The sequence below is a fragment of the Rhodococcus sp. MH15 genome (genome assembly GCF_019266045.1).
In the GTDB taxonomy this organism is placed as follows: domain Bacteria; phylum Actinomycetota; class Actinomycetes; order Mycobacteriales; family Mycobacteriaceae; genus Rhodococcus_F; species Rhodococcus_F qingshengii.
The window spans coordinates 483,350-498,348 of record NZ_LPNP01000080.1 but is presented as its reverse complement, the minus strand read 5'-3'; the positions used below and the strand labels follow the sequence as shown (position 1 = coordinate 498,348).

The following is a 14,999-nucleotide window of genomic DNA, read 5'->3' as shown; positions in this document are numbered from 1 at the left end:
GGAGTACACATGCCCACTCGCGGCGCACTGTTCGACCCGGTGTTCGGGGCCACCCGCGTATCGGAGCACCTGTCCGACCAGGCGTGGGTCACCGCGTTGCTCGACGTGGAGGCCGCACTGAGTTGTGCGATGGCCACCGTCGGATTGGCGGACGGGGAACATTGCGCCGCGGTGGCTGCTGCTGCGGCCGAACTCTCACAACCGGGTGGTCTGGACATCGTGGCGCTCGGCCGGGCGTCGGCAGCCGGTGGAAATCCCGTCATTCCGCTGGTGAAGACGCTTCGCGAAAGGGTGGGACAGGAAGGTGTGCCTGCCTCCGTGGTGCATCCGGGAGCCACCAGCCAGGACATCATGGACTGTGCGCTGATGCTGTTGACGCGACGCGCGGGCGCGGTGGTTCTGGCCGACCTGACGCGCGCCGCCGATTCCGCCGCCCACCTCGCCCGCCTCCATCGCTCCACTCCGATGGTCGCGAGAACTCTGGGCCAGCAAGCACTTCCGACCACTTTCGGCCTTCTGGCATCGAGTTGGTTCACGGCACTCGACGCCGCAGCGATTCGCCTCGAGATCGTGCTGTCCACGTTGCCGGTTCAGTTCGGCGGAGCCGCAGGAACACTCGCTGCGTTGTATCCCGACGGGCTCAGGATCGCCGACGCGCTGGCCGACGAACTCGGTCTGGCCAGGCAGGTCACTCCGTGGCACACCGACCGCGTGACCATCGCAGAACTCGCGACCACACTCGGTATCGTCGCCGGCGCCGTTTCCAAGCCCGCCACCGACATCTCCGTCATGGCGTCCACCGAACTGTCCGAGGTCGCCGAGAGCGCTCCGGGCGGCTCTTCGGCCATGCCGCACAAGCAGAATCCGGTTGCCGCGATCACCGCCCGCGCGGCAGCGCGACGTGCTCCCGCGCTGGTGGCCACAGCCCTGTCGAACATGGATCACGAATTCGCTCGCGCCGCAGGCCCCTGGCACGCCGAGTGGGAAACCGTCACCGATCTCCTGCGTCTGGCAGGCGGAGCGGCGCACCAGCTTTCCGTGAGCCTCACCGGCCTGCAAGTACACACCGAGTCGATGGCTCGCAATCTCGACATCACCGGTGGCCTGATTCTCGCCGAGCGTGTCACCAAGGCCCTGTCCGCACACACTGATCGAGCGCGCGACATCGTCACCGCGGCAGCCACTTCCGGAACCAGATTGGATCGTGATCCCGCCATCGCAGAGCACCTGAGCGAAACCGAGATCGCCGAACTACTCGACCCCGCACACTATCTGGGCCACGCCACCGATCTGGTCGACCGCGCCCTCGCCGAACGCTCCACAGGAGGATCTCGATGAGCGTCGCGCTCAACTTTCAACAGACCGGCAATCTCGATGCCCCGGCAGTGGTTCTCCTGGGTTCACTCGGATCCGATCTGTCCATGTGGCAGCCGCAGATTCACGCGCTGTCGAATCGCTACCGCGTCATCGCCGTCGACCATCGCGGCCACGGCAAGTCACCGGTGGCTACGGGCCCCTACTCAATTGCCGATCTCGCCGGCGATGTCATCGCTCTCCTCGATTCGCTCGAACTCGAGTCCGTACATCTCGTCGGGCTCTCCCTCGGCGGCGCTGTCAGCCAATGGATCGCCGCGCACCACCCCACTCGCGTCGAGACGTTGACGTTGATGTGCACGTCCTCGCAGTTCGCCCCGGCTCAACCGTGGATCGATCGTGCGCAGGCTGTCCGTGCGGACGGCATCGCGTCCATCGCGGCCGCCGTCGTCGGACGCTGGTTCACGCCGGGACTGGCCGAAAACGATCCGGAGCTTGTCGCCCGCCACGTCGCGATGGTCGAAGCCACACCCGACGAGGGCTATGCCGCCTGCTGCGAGGCGCTTTCGACGTGGGACGGCCGCAACGACCTGGCCCGCATCGTCGCTCCGACGCTCCTCGTCGCGGGCGAGCAGGATCCGGCGACGCCTCCGTCGACGTTGGGTGCGATCGCCGACGGCATCGCCGATGCGGTACTGCACGTGGTCGATCCGGGCGCACACCTGGCCAACGTCGAACAAGCCGGGCGCGTCACCAAACTACTTGCAACGCATATTGCCTCGCACACATCTGCGCTCGCCCAACGTAGCGCCGCGGTGTCGGCCGGCATGACCGTACGACGCCAGGTGCTCGGCGACGCCCACGTCGACCGTTCCATTGCCGGTGCCACCGAGTTCACCGCCCCTTTCCAGGACTTCATCACTCGCACGGCGTGGGGTGACATCTGGTCGCGCCCCGGCCTCGATCACCACACCCGCAGGCTCCTCACTCTCGCGATCCTCACTGCCGTCGGCAACGAACACGAACTCGACATGCACATTCGCGCTGCGCTGCGTGCCGGGATCGATCCCGACGAACTCGTGGAAGTATTTCTCCATACCGCGGTCTATGCGGGTGTGCCGAACAGCAACTTGGCTTTTGCGCTGGGAAAGCAAGCACTCGCGGACCTCTCGGCCGAACCTGAGGAGAACGAGACAACATGAGTGAGAACAGCAGCGAGCAGGCGCCGGGACCGTCCCCGGACTACGTGCAGTCGCTGGCCCGTGGGCTTTCCGTCATCAAGGCTTTCGACGGTGAGCACCCGCGTCGCACCCTCAGCGAGGTTGCCCGGCACACCGATCTCACGCGTGCGACTGCTCGCCGCTTCCTACTCACGCTCGTCGAACTCGAATACGTACGTACTGACGGTTCGGTGTTCTGGTTGACGCCCCGTGTCCTCGAACTCGGCTACAGCTACCTCTCCAGTCTGTCCCTTCCCGAGATCGCCGGGCCGCATCTGGAAGCCTTGTCCGCCAAGGTCCGTGAATCCACGTCCGTGTCGATCCTCGACGGTGACGACGTCGTGTACGTGGCTCGTGTTCCGGTCAGCCGCATCATGACGGTGTCCATCACCATCGGCACGCGCTTTCCCGCGTACGCCACATCCATGGGTCGAGTTCTGCTCGCCGGCTTGCCGGACGACGCACTGGACGCCTACCTCGCCCGAGTGTCCTTCGCCCGCCTGACCGGCAAGACCATCTCCACCGCCGACGGACTGCGTGCCGAACTCGAGAAGATTCGCGCCGACGGGTTCGCGATTGTCGATCAGGAACTCGAAGAGGGTCTGCGCTCGCTCGCCGCACCCATCCGGGACGCGACCGGTGACGTGGTCGCGGCCGTCAACATCTCCACCCAAGCCGCCCGCTACAGCGCCGAAGCTGTTCGCGGTGAACTGGTTCCGGCCGCAGTCGCCACCGCGGACGCCATCTCCGTCGATCTCGGACGTACTCAGTCGTCCAACAATCACTCGGCTGCCACCCGCTGACCGAGCAGACCCAAGGAAGAACCAATGCCTGACGTTGTCATCTGTGAACCGCTCCGTACCCCTGTCGGCCGCTTCGGCGGTGTCTTCCGTGACGTAGCCCCGGAAGATCTCGCCTCGACGCTGATCACCGAACTCGTCACGCGTACCGGCATTTCCGGCGCGGAGATCGACGACGTCATTCTCGGCCAGGCTTCGCCGAACGGTGAGGCTCCGGCGATCGGACGCATCGCGGCGCTCAACGCGGGTCTGGGCATCGATGTTCCCGGCATGCAGGTGGATCGCCGGTGCGGGTCGGGATTACAGGCAGTCATCCAGGCCGTCATGCAGGTTCAGTCCGGTGGCAGTGACCTGGTCCTCGCGGGCGGTGCCGAGTCGATGAGCCAGGCCGAGTTCTACGCAACCGGAATGCGTTGGGGCGTCAAGGGTGAAGGAGTTGCGCTCAGCGATCGTCTCGCGCGGGCCCGCGTCACAGCCGGCGGACGTGACTTCCCGGTTCCCGGCGGAATGATCGAAACGGCAGAGAACCTGCGCGCCGAGTTCTCCATCAGCCGCGAGGATCAAGATGCACTCGCGGTTCAATCCCATCAGCGTGCCGTCGCAGCACAGAAGAACGGCGTCTTCGCCGAAGAAATCGTTCCGGTATCCGTTCCGCAGCGCAAGGGCGAGGCCCTGCTCGTCGACGCCGACGAGCATCCACGCGCCGACACCTCGATGGAATCGCTTGCGCGCCTTCGTCCCATGCGCGCAAAGATCGACCCCGACTCCACCGTGACTGCAGGTAATGCCAGCGGTCAGAACGACGGCGCAGCACTGGCGATCGTCACCACCGCCGACAAAGCTCGTACCCTCGGACTGCGACCGCTCGCACGCCTCGCGAGTTGGAGCGTTGCGGGCGTTCCGCCGCGCACCATGGGCATCGGCCCCGTACCGGCGTCGGAGAAGGCACTCGGCCGCCTCGGGCTGTCCCTGGCGGACATGGACGTCATCGAACTCAACGAAGCCTTTGCGGCACAAGCACTTGCAGTCCTGCAGAGTTGGAATCTCGAGGCCGACGACCCACGCATCAACCCCAACGGCTCCGGCATCTCCCTCGGACATCCGGTCGGAGCTACGGGTGGACGAATCCTGGCCACCCTGTTGCGCGAGATGGACCGTCGCGAAGCGCGTTACGGCCTCGAGACGATGTGCATCGGCGGCGGGCAGGGCCTGGCTGCGGTCTTCGAGCGCCTGTCCTGATCAAGCCCCGACGTGCGCGACGCCGGAGTCACCGAGTTCGCCGCGTAGGCCGTCGAGAAAGACACGCAGCAGGTCGGTGAGTTCGGCCTGCTGCTGCTCGGTGAGAATCGACGTCAGTTCGGCTTCACGGCCGAGGACTCGGTCCACCAATTGCTCCACCAGTTCGTGACCGGCGGCAGTGAGGGTCACGAGCACTATTCGTGACCCTTCCGCGGCGGAAGACCTCTCCACCAGACCCGCGTTCTCCGCGCGCGCGAGTCGCTGCGAGATTGCACCGGCCGTGACTCCGGTCTGCTCGGTGATCTGGCGAGTCGTCAACTGATACGGCTCGCCGGATCGCCGCAGGACACTGAGCAGGTCCAGAGTCGCGGTGTCCGCACCGGCCGAGGCGAGTACCCGTCGGCGATCCTCACCGAGCAGCTTGGCGCACATCCACAGCCTGGTGACGATGCCGATGCCCTCTACCGGCGTGCCCGGCCTTTCGCGAAGCCAGGCCAACGCGACCGCGTCCACCGCGTCGTCCGGGTTGTAGTCGCCCACCACTGCACACCTCGTTTAGCTCTAAATGATACGTTCTTCGTATAGGTCTAAACGTAGCTCACGGAGGTAGGCATGACACGCACAGTTCTGGTAACCGGCGGCGGAACAGGGATCGGACGCGCAGCTGCAGCGGCGTTCGCCCGGGACGGAGACACCGTTTTTGTCACCGGCCGACGCACGGAACCACTCGAAAAGACCGCGGAGGAGTTGGGCGATAATGTTCACGCCTTGACGTGTGACAACTCCGACCCGAAAGACCTGAAGCGGCTGCAGGATTCACTTCCGGGAACCATCGACGTCGTGGTGCACTGCGCCGGCGGTAACACGGACTTCGATCGCGAAGCGCCGTCAGATCTGGAATCCCTGGCCGCCGGGTGGCGGGCCAATCTGGACTCCAATCTGATCTCGGCAGTGTTGACCACAGCAGCAGTTCGAGATCGAATCCCCAGTGGCGGTGCCGTCATCACCATCGGATCGATTGCCGCAGACAAGGGAGCTGGAGCGTACGGCGCTGCCAAAGCAGCAGTTGCCACGTGGAATATCGATCTGGCCGCCGAACTGGGCCCAGAAGGCATCACCGCGAACATCGTCTCCCCCGGTTACATCGCCGACACCGAGTTCTTCCGGGACTTTCTGACGGACGAGCGTCGCGCGATGCTGATCGAATCCACCAGCACCAAGCGCGCCGGAACCCCGGACGACATCGCATCAGCCGTCCATTTCTTGGCCTCACCGGGTGCCCGGCAGATCACCGGTCAGGTATTGGCAGTCAACGGCGGTGAGAGAACCAGTCGCTGATCACGCCAGGTGGCGCTCGAAGAACGAGTCGATTCGCTTCCAGGCATCCTGCGCTGCAACAGGATCGGGACCGATTCCGAGGATGCGCTCCAAAGGACGAAGCACCTTGGGTCCGGCCTCCGCGTCGTTGAGGAACGCGTGGCCGGCGGTGGGGTACTCCTTGACGTCGTTCTCGATACCGGCATTGCTGAGCGCCGTCTCCAGCTTCGCTGCCGCGCCCCGGAGCGAAAAGTCCTTGCCTCCGAAACTCCCGACGATCGGGCACGCATCCACCACGGCCTCATCGAGTTTGCGTGGAAGCTGACCGTAATTGACCGAGGCAGCGTCGAAATCTCCGGCGCTGACCATCGCGAAGCCGCCGCCCATGCAGAATCCGATGACACCGATCTTTCCGGTGCAGTCCGGGGATTCCACCAGCCAACTGCGAGCGACTTCGATGTCGGTGAACGCCTTGCCGTGTCCTCGAAGCATCGACGTCATGGTGGGCACTAGGCACCGCTTCGCCCCGCCCGCGCTGTAGAGGTCGACAGCGAGCGTCAGGAATCCCGCAGCGGCCAGCCGCTTGGCTTGCCGCTGCATCACCTCCTCGAGCCCGAAGGCCTCGTGAATCATCACTACCCCCGGCCACGGGCCGGGGGTAGTGGGGGTTTCGAGTATCGCTCGCAGCGGTTGTGATCCGCCGACTACTGCGGCGCGGCCCGTCAGATCTATGTCCACCATGTTTCGATGCTAGGCCGACGCGGCGTCAATAGGCTCGGAAGCGAGGTCAGGGGAGCTGTTTTCCCTGGCCCGCCGCAAGCCCGGTCAAGACCCCGGCGAGCTGCGGCAAGGCGTACGGCGCGCTCAGTGGACCGAAATTATCGACAAAGGCATTCGAGAGCAGAAGTTCGACCGGCGCATAGGATCGCGCCTTCACCGCGGGGAGGTTCTGGAAAACTGCGAAGTTCTCCAACCTCGTCGTCGCTTCCTGATCAGAAGCGAGGCTGAGCAAAATGTCTGCGGGTGCGAGTACCTCCGCCTGCTCCATCGACAGCGCAGTCATCTGCTCGGCGTTGTATCCGCGATAGTCGAGTCCGAGTTCGCGCAGCAGAACCCCGGGCGCACTGGCATCCCCCTGCACATACAACTGATCGCCGTACATCGAGCCGATCATGATCGTCTTGCCACCCAAGCCGTTCAGGGAAGCTGCGGTGTCGGAGATCAGAGCGTCGGTCCGGGCGATCGCTGCAGCAGCAGCCTCGTCGACAAAAGCTGCCTGCCCGACCATGGCGACGCCGTCACGCCACGAGGTGGTCCAGTCCAGCGCGATGACCGGAGCGATCTGACTGAGCCTCTCGGCTGCAGGTTCGAGATAAGTCTTCATTCCGATGATGAGGTCCGGTGAGTAGCGCGCGATGATTTCCGGGTTGATTTCGCCTGTGGTGCCGAAGCTTTCGAGGTCGGCTATTCCCGCGGTGCTCTGCCAAGGCAGTGAACCGCGGTCCCACGATCCTGTGTTGCCGTAGGCGACTGGGTGAACGCCGAGCGAGAGCAGGAATTCCAGATCCGTGAAGTCGCTGGCAACAACGATCCTTTCCGGCTTTCCCGAGATCGTGGTGGTTCCGAGCGCATTGATCACCTCACGTTGTTCGCCGGCATCAGAAGCATCTGATGTAGTCGAACACCCCGCAAGGATGGCGGCCGCCGCCAGTGCGCCGACCCCGAAGAACCCGCGGCGACTGAGCTGGTCCACAAGTTCAGACGTCGTGGATTCACAAATCGTTCCGTACATGTATGCACTCTCCTTCTCGGCGACTGCTGCGCGCGCCGAGGGCACAGCGAAAGAGAGGTTAGCCCACCCTCATCTTCCATAGGGTTCCTACGTTTGCGATTCCGAGAGATCGGAGCGATAAAAATGGACCGTTCTCGAGCGGACAAGTACATTCCCGCTGATCTATCACCGCAGGCAGTTGGGCGAGCCACCAGTCCCTGCCTTCGGCGATCGGGTCGCTCCAGCGTCGAAAATCAGTCGAAGATCAGTTGCCATTCCCTCCTCGAAAGCTTCCGAATTACCGTCTTTTGCACGTCGCCCACCGTTCGACTTGCGCGGCGTGGGAGGATAGACATATCGAGATCGGGACTTCGATGTGAGGGCCCGGATCGAGTTTGTAGGGAGTATCGGTATGGCACAGGGCATCGTGAAGTGGTTCAACGGCGAAAAGGGCTTTGGTTTCATCGCTCCCGACGACGGAACACCGGACGTGTTCGTTCATTACTCTGAAATCTCGGGCAACGGCTACAAGTCGCTCGACGAGAACCAGCGTGTGGAGTTCGAGGTTGGCCAGGGCCAGAAGGGTCCTCAGGCCACCAATGTGCGCGCTGTCTAATCAGTGACACAAGAAGAGGGCCGCACCCGCAAGGGTGCGGCCCTCTTCTGCATCGGATTCACCTCTGAATCACTGATCCTGAATGACGGCCAACGCTCCAACGATGTTCGACTCCGCCACCGACTTCGAGATTCCGAGATCAGCCAGAACACCTGATCCGTCTTCGAGTTCGAGCAGTGCGAGCAGGATGTGCTCGGTTCCGATGTAGTTGTGGCCCAGGCGAAGAGCCTCACGGAACGTCAGTTCCAGGACCTTGCGCGCACGAGCGTCGTACGGAATGAGTTCTGGTAGTTCGGAAGTCGGAGCCGGTAGTACACCGGCCACTGCAGCTCGGACGGATCCGAGCTCCACCCCCTGCGCCACTATCGCCTTCGCAGCCAACCCGGCAGGCTCCTCGACGAGCCCCAGGAGCAGGTGCTCCGGCCGGATCTCTGCGTTACCGGCGGCGCGGGCTTCGTTCTGCGAGGCCATGACGACGTTCTTCGCCCGGGGAGTGAACCGGTTGAACCCTTCGTTCGGATCCATCGGCTTCTGATCACTCGGCGCCTTGGGAACAAAACGCTTCTGCGCAGCCTGCTTCGAGACACCCATGCTCGCGCCGATCTCCGTCCACGACGCTCCCGACCTGCGCGCCTGGTCGACGAAGTGACCGATCAGGTGATCTGCAACTTCACCGAGATGATCAGCGGCAATCACGGCGTCGGAGAGTTGGTCGAGAGCATCGGTGTGCACCTTCTTGATCGCGTCGATGAGGTCGTCGAGTCGAACCTTGTTGGTCATTTCCACTGGCTTGCTCATGCGTCAACCATAGGTTGACACAATCGAAAACGTCAACCCTAGGTTGACGATCGTTTTCGCCGCACAGCGATTAGCCGGAAAAGAACTCACGCAGAGCCGGGACAATAGCGTCGTCGGCAACGCCGTGACCCTGACCGGGGATCTCCAAAGTCTTTGTCCCCGAGACTTTTGCAGCGATTCTCGTCGCCGAGGCAGGTGCCCATTGACCACTGTCACCGCCGTACATGACCAATGTAGGGACGGTAATGGAGGCAAGCCAGTCGAGCGACTGACAGCCGTGATCACACACCGCGACGTCGTAAGGCAAGGTGTGCGCGATGGCGCACATGTCGGGCCAATCGGCACTCCGCCTGATCTCGTCGACCATCTCCGGAGACGCGCCGGTCAGATCCAGAAAACGCGTCACAGCACCTTCCCTGTCGCCGCCCGCAATCAATCGCTCCAGGTCACTTTGGGCAGTCTCGTCACGCTGGTCGTCGTCCATGTACGGCGCCTCGTAGACGGCGAGCTTACGCATCGGAACGGCCTGCGCAGCGGCTTCCAAAGCCAGCGCGGCACCCGACGACAATCCGTAAACGAGCGGTGTTTCACCGGTGGCAGCGACGACCGCTCGCAAGTCCTCCACCTCGGCGTCGATCGAGAACGCGCGACTGTCACCGCTGTCCCCGCGTCCGCGCCTGTCGTACGAGTACACCGTGAAGTCCGCCGCCAACTCTGCAGCCAGGGAATCGAACCATCCGCGGTCGCAGAACGCTCCGGCGACCAGGACCACTGCTGGTCCGGCACCGGAGCGTTCGTATGCGATGGTCGTACCGTCGCGGGATTGCACTACCGCTGGGGATTGCTCTGTTTGCACGTCGATCTCCTCAGGTCTGGTCAATGCCTACCTGATTAGACCGCCCGCGTTACCTAAACTCATCGGTCCGGTCGGCAGAGGCTTCAGCTGATCTTGTTGTACAGGGCATCCCAACCCTGTGCCACGTACGAAATCGTGTAGATCGAACCGTAGAACGTGGAGCCACCCAGACTGGTGACGTTGCCCGCCTGCACTGCCGGGAGTCGCTGCCACAGCTTGCTCGCCACCAATGCCTGGTACGCGGCACTGTCCTCGTTTTCGGTGATCATGAAGCCGTCGACGCCGGCCAGCACGTCGAGGCCTTCGCGGCTGACGCCGCCCTCGGGATCGAGCCCCTCCGAGGTGGCGGTTTTGCCACCGATGTCGCCGAGCGTCATGTCGCTGGGCTTGTCGCCCTTCTCGGAGGTACGGATGCTCGTGACGTACAGCGTGTTCGTGTCCGGCATGAACGAGACACTGGCGACGGTCTTGGACGCAATCTTCTCGGCATGACGACTGCGGATGTCGGAAATCAGATTGTCGTAGTCGAGCGTCAATCGATCGAGTGTGGCCGTTCGACCGAGCCAGCCCGACAACCGCGAGAGGTTTGTGCGCCAGTCGTCGGTGAACTCTGTCGTCAGAACCGGTGCGATGGTGGACATCTCGGCCACCGGCCACCACTCGCTCTCGTAGTTCAGGCACACGATCAGGTCGGGCTCGAGCGCCAAGATCTGCTCGCGGTTGGGGATCTCCGACAGGAACGGTACCGACGAATCGATAGGCACCCACGGTGTCGCCTGGGCGTACGTGTAGCCGACGAGCGGAAGTTCCAGAGCTACAGCAGGTTCCAGATCGAGCCGCGAGTCGATCGCGACAACCCTCTTCGGATTGACAGGAATGTCGTACGTTCCGAGAGGTGTCGTCACAGAACGCATTTCGGTTTCACCCGAACTGCTCCCGCTGTCACCGCAGGCCGCCAGGAACGCGCCCAGCCCGGCGATCCCGGCACCGAAGCCGAACTGCCGACGTGTGAGGTCCGAAACGAGGCGGTTGTCGGAGTAGCCGTCGGGAAGCAAGAGCGTGGATTGAGCGGGCATGCGTGTCGAACCTCCAAAAGAAATGAATCATCCACTGTTGCGAGCGGATAAGGATGCCCTAACAGCGTACGCAGGGAGGGTCGTCGCGATCGGCCCAGAAATAGTCGAATCAGGCCAATTCGCACCCCTTACTTGTCGAGTTTGCGCATCTCGACGAAGTAGACCGCACTGAACGCGAGGTAGGTGCCGACGATTCCGAGGACCGAGATGATCAGGACGAGAGCGAGAAACATAGCCATGATGGTCTCCACTGACACGGGTTGTTCACGATGTCGATCGAGAGAAAATGGCTTCGAACTGCGGCGCTGCGACTCGAAGCGGGGCCGAAACTTTCGGTTACACACACCACGCTAGCCCCAGGCGTCTCGAGTTTTGATGAACTCGAGGTGAACTCTCCTACGGCTACGTCACACTTTTCTGTCGGACGGTCAGTTCGGTCCGAGCACCTGTCCGGACCATTCGACCAAAGGCGTCAGTGCGCGCCACGCTGTGCGAACTTCCTTCAATGTCCTGGCGCTGTCTAGCCACGACGGGCTTGGGTAACTACGACCAGCAGTCAGCGACTTGTGACGCAGCAATTCGATCCGCGGGTGATCGACCGTGTATCCGCGAGGCGCCGTCTTGAGCTTGTCGCCGCCGATCGTGAATCCGGCCTTCTCGACGGAGGCCAGGATCTTCTCGAGCTCCGGCCCTCGAACGTCGTCGTCGACAGCCGCACGATAACGCGCGATGGTCTCCGAACTGCTGGCGTAGAAACCACCGGCCACCATCAACCCTGCCGCGTCGATCTGCACGTAGTAGCCACAGCTCTCGGCGAGACCGACGAACGCTCCCTGGTGCGTCTTGTACGGGATCTTGTCCTTCGAGAATCGAACGTCACGATACGGCCGAAAGAGCTTGGCCGTGCCGAATTCGTCCTCCAACGCCGCGGTCAACGACGCCATCGGACGACGAACCACTTCGTCGTACGTCTCCTTGTGCGCTGCCCACCAGGTCTTGCTGTTGTCGGCTTCCAGGTCTTCGTAGAAATCGAGTGCAGCAACGGGTATGCCAGTGAACGCAGCCATGACGTAAGCCTAGCTGCCTGTTCGGCTTTGGACCGTCTGCCCTGCACCGATGCCCGGATCGGCCCGAATCCGTAGACTGCATGGAGATGATTTCCGAAATACAAGCATGGGAACTGACCGATACCAACCGAGACTGGTTGATTCACCGACCCGTCGAGATCGCGATCTACGTGGCACTCGCAGTCGTTCTGCGCTTCGCACTGCACCGCGGGATCGATCGAATGTCGAAGCCTCGCAAGTCTCCGAACGCCAAGGTGAACGAGCGCAGATCGCAGCGAGCCCGGACCATCGGTTCGGTACTCAAATCGACGGTGTCCATCGTCATCCTGGTCTGGTGTGTGCTGCAGATTCTCGGCATCCTCGGGATCAACGTCGCGCCGTTCATCGCATCCGCCGGAGTCATCGGCCTTGCCATCGGTTTCGGTGCACAAAACCTGGTGCGTGACTTCCTCTCCGGCATCTTCATGTTGCTCGAGGATCAGTACGGTGTCGGCGACGTCGTCGATCTCGGCGACGCGGTCGGCACCGTCGAAACAGTGGGCCTGCGCGTCACCACGATTCGAGATGTCAACGGCACCTTGTGGTATTGCCGCAACGGCGAAATCCTGCGAGTGGGCAACATGAGTCAGGGTTACGCCACTGCAGTTCTCGATCTCCCGATCGCCCACAATGCGAACGTGCACAAAGCGTGTGAGGTGGCGACGCGAGCTGTCCTCGAGGCGGCGGAGTCCGAACCGATCAGGGCGGACATGATCGACAAGCCGGAGATGCTGGGAGTCAATTCGGTTACTGCCGAGGCAATTACCATTCGAGTGACGGCGCAGGTCAAGCCTGGGCGCCAATGGGCAGTCCAGCGCGCATTTGCGCGCTCGGCGCTGACTGCGTTCGAAGAGCAGGGAATCGAGGCGCCGTACCTGCCTGTTCTGCGATGACGGTTGAGACCGAAGCGTCTGCCCTTTCCATCAAGTACGCGAGCCCCCGGCGCGGTCGATACCGCCGGGGGCTCGCTGGTGCCTGAAGCACGATTCAGACGGTGGAGGTCGAGACCTCCCGATCTGCCGAGCTGTTGCCAAACACCCGGTGCAGGAACATCGTCAGAGCAATTGCTACGACGATGCCGATCAGCGGCGGGATTCCCACCTCGAACTCACCGGAAAGCCAGGCGAGGAACGCTGCGACGGCATAGACGGCCAGGTTTCGCCAGTGGACCGGCTGCGGGGTGTACCCCTCGGGTATGCCTCGCCGCCACCGGCACAGGAAGTCAGCGATGATCACGCCGCCCAATGGCGGGATGAAAGTTCCGAGCAGACTCAGGTAGTCGACCAGATGGTTGTGCACACCGGTCAGAGCGAGCGCCGTGCCGATCACACATCCACCGATGACGAACGGGGTCTTGCGAGGCTTTCTGAACAGTTCGGCACCGGCCACTCCGAAGGCGTATGCGGTGTCTGCGTTGCTCTTCCAGAGGTTTCCGAACAGCAAGACCAGGCCCCAGCCGACAAGCCCGAGGTTGTAGAGGATCAACACGAAGTCACCCTCGTGGAACGTGATGGCTCCGATGGCGCCGAACAGGATCATCAATCCGTTTCCGAGGAGGAACCCGATAACGCAGGCCCACACCGCTTGTGATCCGGAACGGGCAAACCTGGTCCAGTTGGGCGCTTGCGTTCCCGCCGATACGAACGTGCCGACGACAGTGGTGATTGCGAGCGCGATCGTCATGGTCGTCTGCGGTTGAACCGAGACCAGGCCGGAGAATCCACCGACCTCTTCGAGGGACCGGAACACGACCCAGCAGGCCAACGCCAGGATCAAGGGCGTCGAGACGAGCGAAACCCAGTACATTCCGCGGTAGCCGTAGCAGGCGGTGACGCACATCAAGATGCTCGCCGCGATCATCACCGACGCCCGCGCGAGATAGGACTCCCAGCCCAATGCCTGCGCGGTGAGATCACCGATCGTGCCGATGATGACTCCGTACCAGCCGATCTGAGTACCGCCCAGCAGGATCGAAGCGAGCTTGGACCCGCGAGTGCCGAAACTGTAGCGCGCCATCACAACTGTAGTCAGTCCGGTTCGGGCTCCGACGAACCCCATCATGGCGACGTAGACCCCCAAGATGGCGGATCCGGCGGCGATCACCACCATCAGTTTCCAGAACGAGAACGCGGTACCGAGCGCTGCTCCGGCCAACATCGTCGGCGTGAAGATGGTGAACCCCAACAACACCACCGCGAGCGAGAAGAACGGCTTTCGTGCATGAAGCGGAACCGGAGTGACGGGATAGTCAGGATCGACCGGGTGGCCTGGGCTCTCCGAATCGCCTGCGACCGTGGCAGGTTCGACGGCGCTGCTCATACAACTTCGCCGATGTCTTCGAGCCACAGGCTCGGGCGCTCGGCCAGCATGCGGTCCATCAGTGCCACACACTCCGCGTCGTCGACGACGTCGACCTGAATTCCGCTGCTGCGCAACCATTCCTCCGATGCCTCGAAGGAACGATTTTCGCCGACCACGATTCGAGGGATCTCGTACAGGCGCGCCGTTCCGGCGCACATGAAGCACGGCGACAAAGTCGTGTAGAGGACACACTCGCGATACACCGAGGCCGGCAGTCGTCCGGCGCGCTCGATGCAGTCGGTCTCTCCATGACGGATGGCGCTGTTCATCTGGACCCGACGGTTACGTCCGACTGCGAGAACCTCGCCCCGGTGAATCAGCGCCGCGCCGATCGGCACGCCGCCCTCCTCCCAACCGATCTTCGCCTGTTCGATCGCAAGTCCGAGAAAATACTCATCGGTGTGTGCCGGATGATTCATGTGCGCTCCTGGAGTCTGACCAAAATCGTCGATTGTGGCTCGTGTCACAATCCGACCACGGTGGTAACAGCCCGACAAGGGACAACCTGTCAGTTCGGCAGAACTA

Annotated in this window: 16 protein-coding genes; 7 read left to right on the top strand and 9 right to left on the bottom strand. The window is 62.8% G+C overall.

From position 1 onward, the window contains the following. The first annotated feature begins 9 nt into the window (after positions 1-9). Genes pcaB through ATN37_RS25185 form a run of 4 tightly spaced genes read left to right on the top strand, consistent with a single transcriptional unit; the run spans position 10 to position 4,573 of the window. Complete coding sequence (gene pcaB / locus ATN37_RS25200; protein ID WP_218695751.1) at positions 10-1,338, top strand: 3-carboxy-cis,cis-muconate cycloisomerase; 1,329 nt, start codon at positions 10-12, stop codon at positions 1,336-1,338. After that, positions 1,335-2,516 carry a 3-oxoadipate enol-lactonase gene (gene pcaD, locus ATN37_RS25195; RefSeq protein WP_218695750.1) on the top strand — a complete coding sequence of 394 codons (1,182 nt, stop codon included), beginning with the start codon at positions 1,335-1,337 and terminating at the stop codon, positions 2,514-2,516. The genes pcaB and pcaD overlap by 4 nt, the downstream gene beginning before the upstream one ends. After that, positions 2,513-3,337, top strand: coding sequence for an IclR family transcriptional regulator C-terminal domain-containing protein (locus ATN37_RS25190; protein ID WP_007730008.1), 825 nt, complete (start codon positions 2,513-2,515; stop codon positions 3,335-3,337). Before pcaD ends, ATN37_RS25190 begins: the two co-directional genes overlap by 4 nt. Before the next feature lie 24 nt (positions 3,338-3,361). Beyond that, positions 3,362-4,573 (top strand): acetyl-CoA C-acetyltransferase, encoded by a 1,212-nt coding sequence (locus ATN37_RS25185; RefSeq protein WP_083056562.1) that lies wholly within the window; start codon positions 3,362-3,364, stop codon positions 4,571-4,573. Here ATN37_RS25185 and ATN37_RS25180 read toward each other — a convergent pair whose 3' ends face one another. After that, complete coding sequence (locus ATN37_RS25180) at positions 4,574-5,113, bottom strand: MarR family winged helix-turn-helix transcriptional regulator (RefSeq protein ID WP_225320148.1); 540 nt, start codon at positions 5,111-5,113, stop codon at positions 4,574-4,576. Between the two features lie 72 nt (positions 5,114-5,185). Here ATN37_RS25180 and ATN37_RS25175 point away from each other — a divergent pair, with 72 nt between their 5' ends. Further along, positions 5,186-5,911: an SDR family NAD(P)-dependent oxidoreductase gene (locus ATN37_RS25175; RefSeq protein ID WP_209447995.1), complete on the top strand. Its 726-nt coding sequence runs from the start codon at positions 5,186-5,188 to the stop codon at positions 5,909-5,911. Here the strand turns inward: ATN37_RS25175 and ATN37_RS25170 are convergent, their stop codons facing one another. Then, positions 5,912-6,631 (bottom strand): dienelactone hydrolase family protein, encoded by a 720-nt coding sequence (locus ATN37_RS25170; RefSeq protein WP_030536547.1) that lies wholly within the window; start codon positions 6,629-6,631, stop codon positions 5,912-5,914. A 46-nt stretch (positions 6,632-6,677) separates the two neighbouring features. Continuing rightward, positions 6,678-7,727 carry an ABC transporter substrate-binding protein gene (locus ATN37_RS25165; RefSeq protein WP_308125234.1) on the bottom strand — a complete coding sequence of 350 codons (1,050 nt, stop codon included), beginning with the start codon at positions 7,725-7,727 and terminating at the stop codon, positions 6,678-6,680. A gap of 346 nt (positions 7,728-8,073) precedes the next feature. Between ATN37_RS25165 and ATN37_RS25160 the strand changes: the two genes are divergently transcribed. Beyond that, positions 8,074-8,277: a cold-shock protein gene (locus ATN37_RS25160; RefSeq protein ID WP_003939930.1), complete on the top strand. Its 204-nt coding sequence runs from the start codon at positions 8,074-8,076 to the stop codon at positions 8,275-8,277. Between the two features lie 69 nt (positions 8,278-8,346). Here the strand turns inward: ATN37_RS25160 and ATN37_RS25155 are convergent, their stop codons facing one another. The 4 genes from ATN37_RS25155 to ATN37_RS25140 all read right to left on the bottom strand — a co-directional run bounded on the left by ATN37_RS25155 (position 8,347) and on the right by ATN37_RS25140 (position 12,074). Continuing rightward, positions 8,347-9,075, bottom strand: coding sequence for a Clp protease N-terminal domain-containing protein (locus ATN37_RS25155; RefSeq protein ID WP_081558480.1), 729 nt, complete (start codon positions 9,073-9,075; stop codon positions 8,347-8,349). A gap of 70 nt (positions 9,076-9,145) precedes the next feature. Continuing rightward, positions 9,146-9,931 (bottom strand): alpha/beta fold hydrolase, encoded by a 786-nt coding sequence (locus ATN37_RS25150; RefSeq protein ID WP_218695749.1) that lies wholly within the window; start codon positions 9,929-9,931, stop codon positions 9,146-9,148. A gap of 83 nt (positions 9,932-10,014) precedes the next feature. Continuing rightward, the gene (locus ATN37_RS25145) at positions 10,015-11,007 is read right to left on the bottom strand and encodes an ABC transporter substrate-binding protein (protein WP_218695748.1); all 993 of its coding nucleotides are present in this window, start codon (positions 11,005-11,007) and stop codon (positions 10,015-10,017) included. 428 nt (positions 11,008-11,435) lie between these two features. Then, positions 11,436-12,074, bottom strand: a complete 639-nt coding sequence (locus ATN37_RS25140; protein ID WP_003939783.1) for a DUF2461 domain-containing protein — start codon at positions 12,072-12,074, stop codon at positions 11,436-11,438. An 86-nt stretch (positions 12,075-12,160) separates the two neighbouring features. Between ATN37_RS25140 and ATN37_RS25135 the strand changes: the two genes are divergently transcribed. After that, on the top strand, positions 12,161-13,006 hold the full coding sequence (locus ATN37_RS25135; RefSeq protein WP_003939801.1) for a mechanosensitive ion channel family protein: 846 nt from the start codon (positions 12,161-12,163) through the stop codon (positions 13,004-13,006). Between the two features lie 94 nt (positions 13,007-13,100). Here ATN37_RS25135 and codB read toward each other — a convergent pair whose 3' ends face one another. Together codB and ATN37_RS25125 are read right to left on the bottom strand one after the other, a co-directional pair. Beyond that, the gene (gene codB / locus ATN37_RS25130; protein WP_218695747.1) at positions 13,101-14,432 is read right to left on the bottom strand and encodes a cytosine permease; all 1,332 of its coding nucleotides are present in this window, start codon (positions 14,430-14,432) and stop codon (positions 13,101-13,103) included. Continuing rightward, a complete protein-coding gene (locus ATN37_RS25125) occupies positions 14,429-14,893 on the bottom strand; it encodes a nucleoside deaminase (RefSeq protein ID WP_003940577.1) in 465 nt (154 codons plus the stop codon). Before ATN37_RS25125 ends, codB begins: the two co-directional genes overlap by 4 nt. Positions 14,894-14,999: the final 106 nt, after the last annotated feature.

Bases quoted from the DNA above. Each gene is read 5' to 3' on its own strand.
- ATN37_RS25160 (WP_003939930.1), top strand. From the start codon at position 8,074: ATGGCACAGGGCATCGTGAAGTGGTTCAACGGCGAAAAGGGCTTTGGT.
- codB (WP_218695747.1), bottom strand. From the start codon at position 14,432: ATGAGCAGCGCCGTCGAACCTGCCACGGTCGCAGGCGATTCGGAGAGC.
- ATN37_RS25145 (WP_218695748.1), bottom strand. From the start codon at position 11,007: ATGCCCGCTCAATCCACGCTCTTGCTTCCCGACGGCTACTCCGACAAC.
- ATN37_RS25155 (WP_081558480.1), bottom strand. From the start codon at position 9,075: ATGAGCAAGCCAGTGGAAATGACCAACAAGGTTCGACTCGACGACCTC.
- ATN37_RS25140 (WP_003939783.1), bottom strand. From the start codon at position 12,074: ATGGCTGCGTTCACTGGCATACCCGTTGCTGCACTCGATTTCTACGAA.
- pcaB (WP_218695751.1), top strand. From the start codon at position 10: ATGCCCACTCGCGGCGCACTGTTCGACCCGGTGTTCGGGGCCACCCGC.
- ATN37_RS25190 (WP_007730008.1), top strand. From the start codon at position 2,513: ATGAGTGAGAACAGCAGCGAGCAGGCGCCGGGACCGTCCCCGGACTAC.
- ATN37_RS25170 (WP_030536547.1), bottom strand. From the start codon at position 6,631: ATGGTGGACATAGATCTGACGGGCCGCGCCGCAGTAGTCGGCGGATCA.
- ATN37_RS25175 (WP_209447995.1), top strand. From the start codon at position 5,186: ATGACACGCACAGTTCTGGTAACCGGCGGCGGAACAGGGATCGGACGC.
- ATN37_RS25135 (WP_003939801.1), top strand. From the start codon at position 12,161: ATGATTTCCGAAATACAAGCATGGGAACTGACCGATACCAACCGAGAC.
- ATN37_RS25185 (WP_083056562.1), top strand. From the start codon at position 3,362: ATGCCTGACGTTGTCATCTGTGAACCGCTCCGTACCCCTGTCGGCCGC.
- pcaD (WP_218695750.1), top strand. From the start codon at position 1,335: ATGAGCGTCGCGCTCAACTTTCAACAGACCGGCAATCTCGATGCCCCG.
- ATN37_RS25125 (WP_003940577.1), bottom strand. From the start codon at position 14,893: ATGAATCATCCGGCACACACCGATGAGTATTTTCTCGGACTTGCGATC.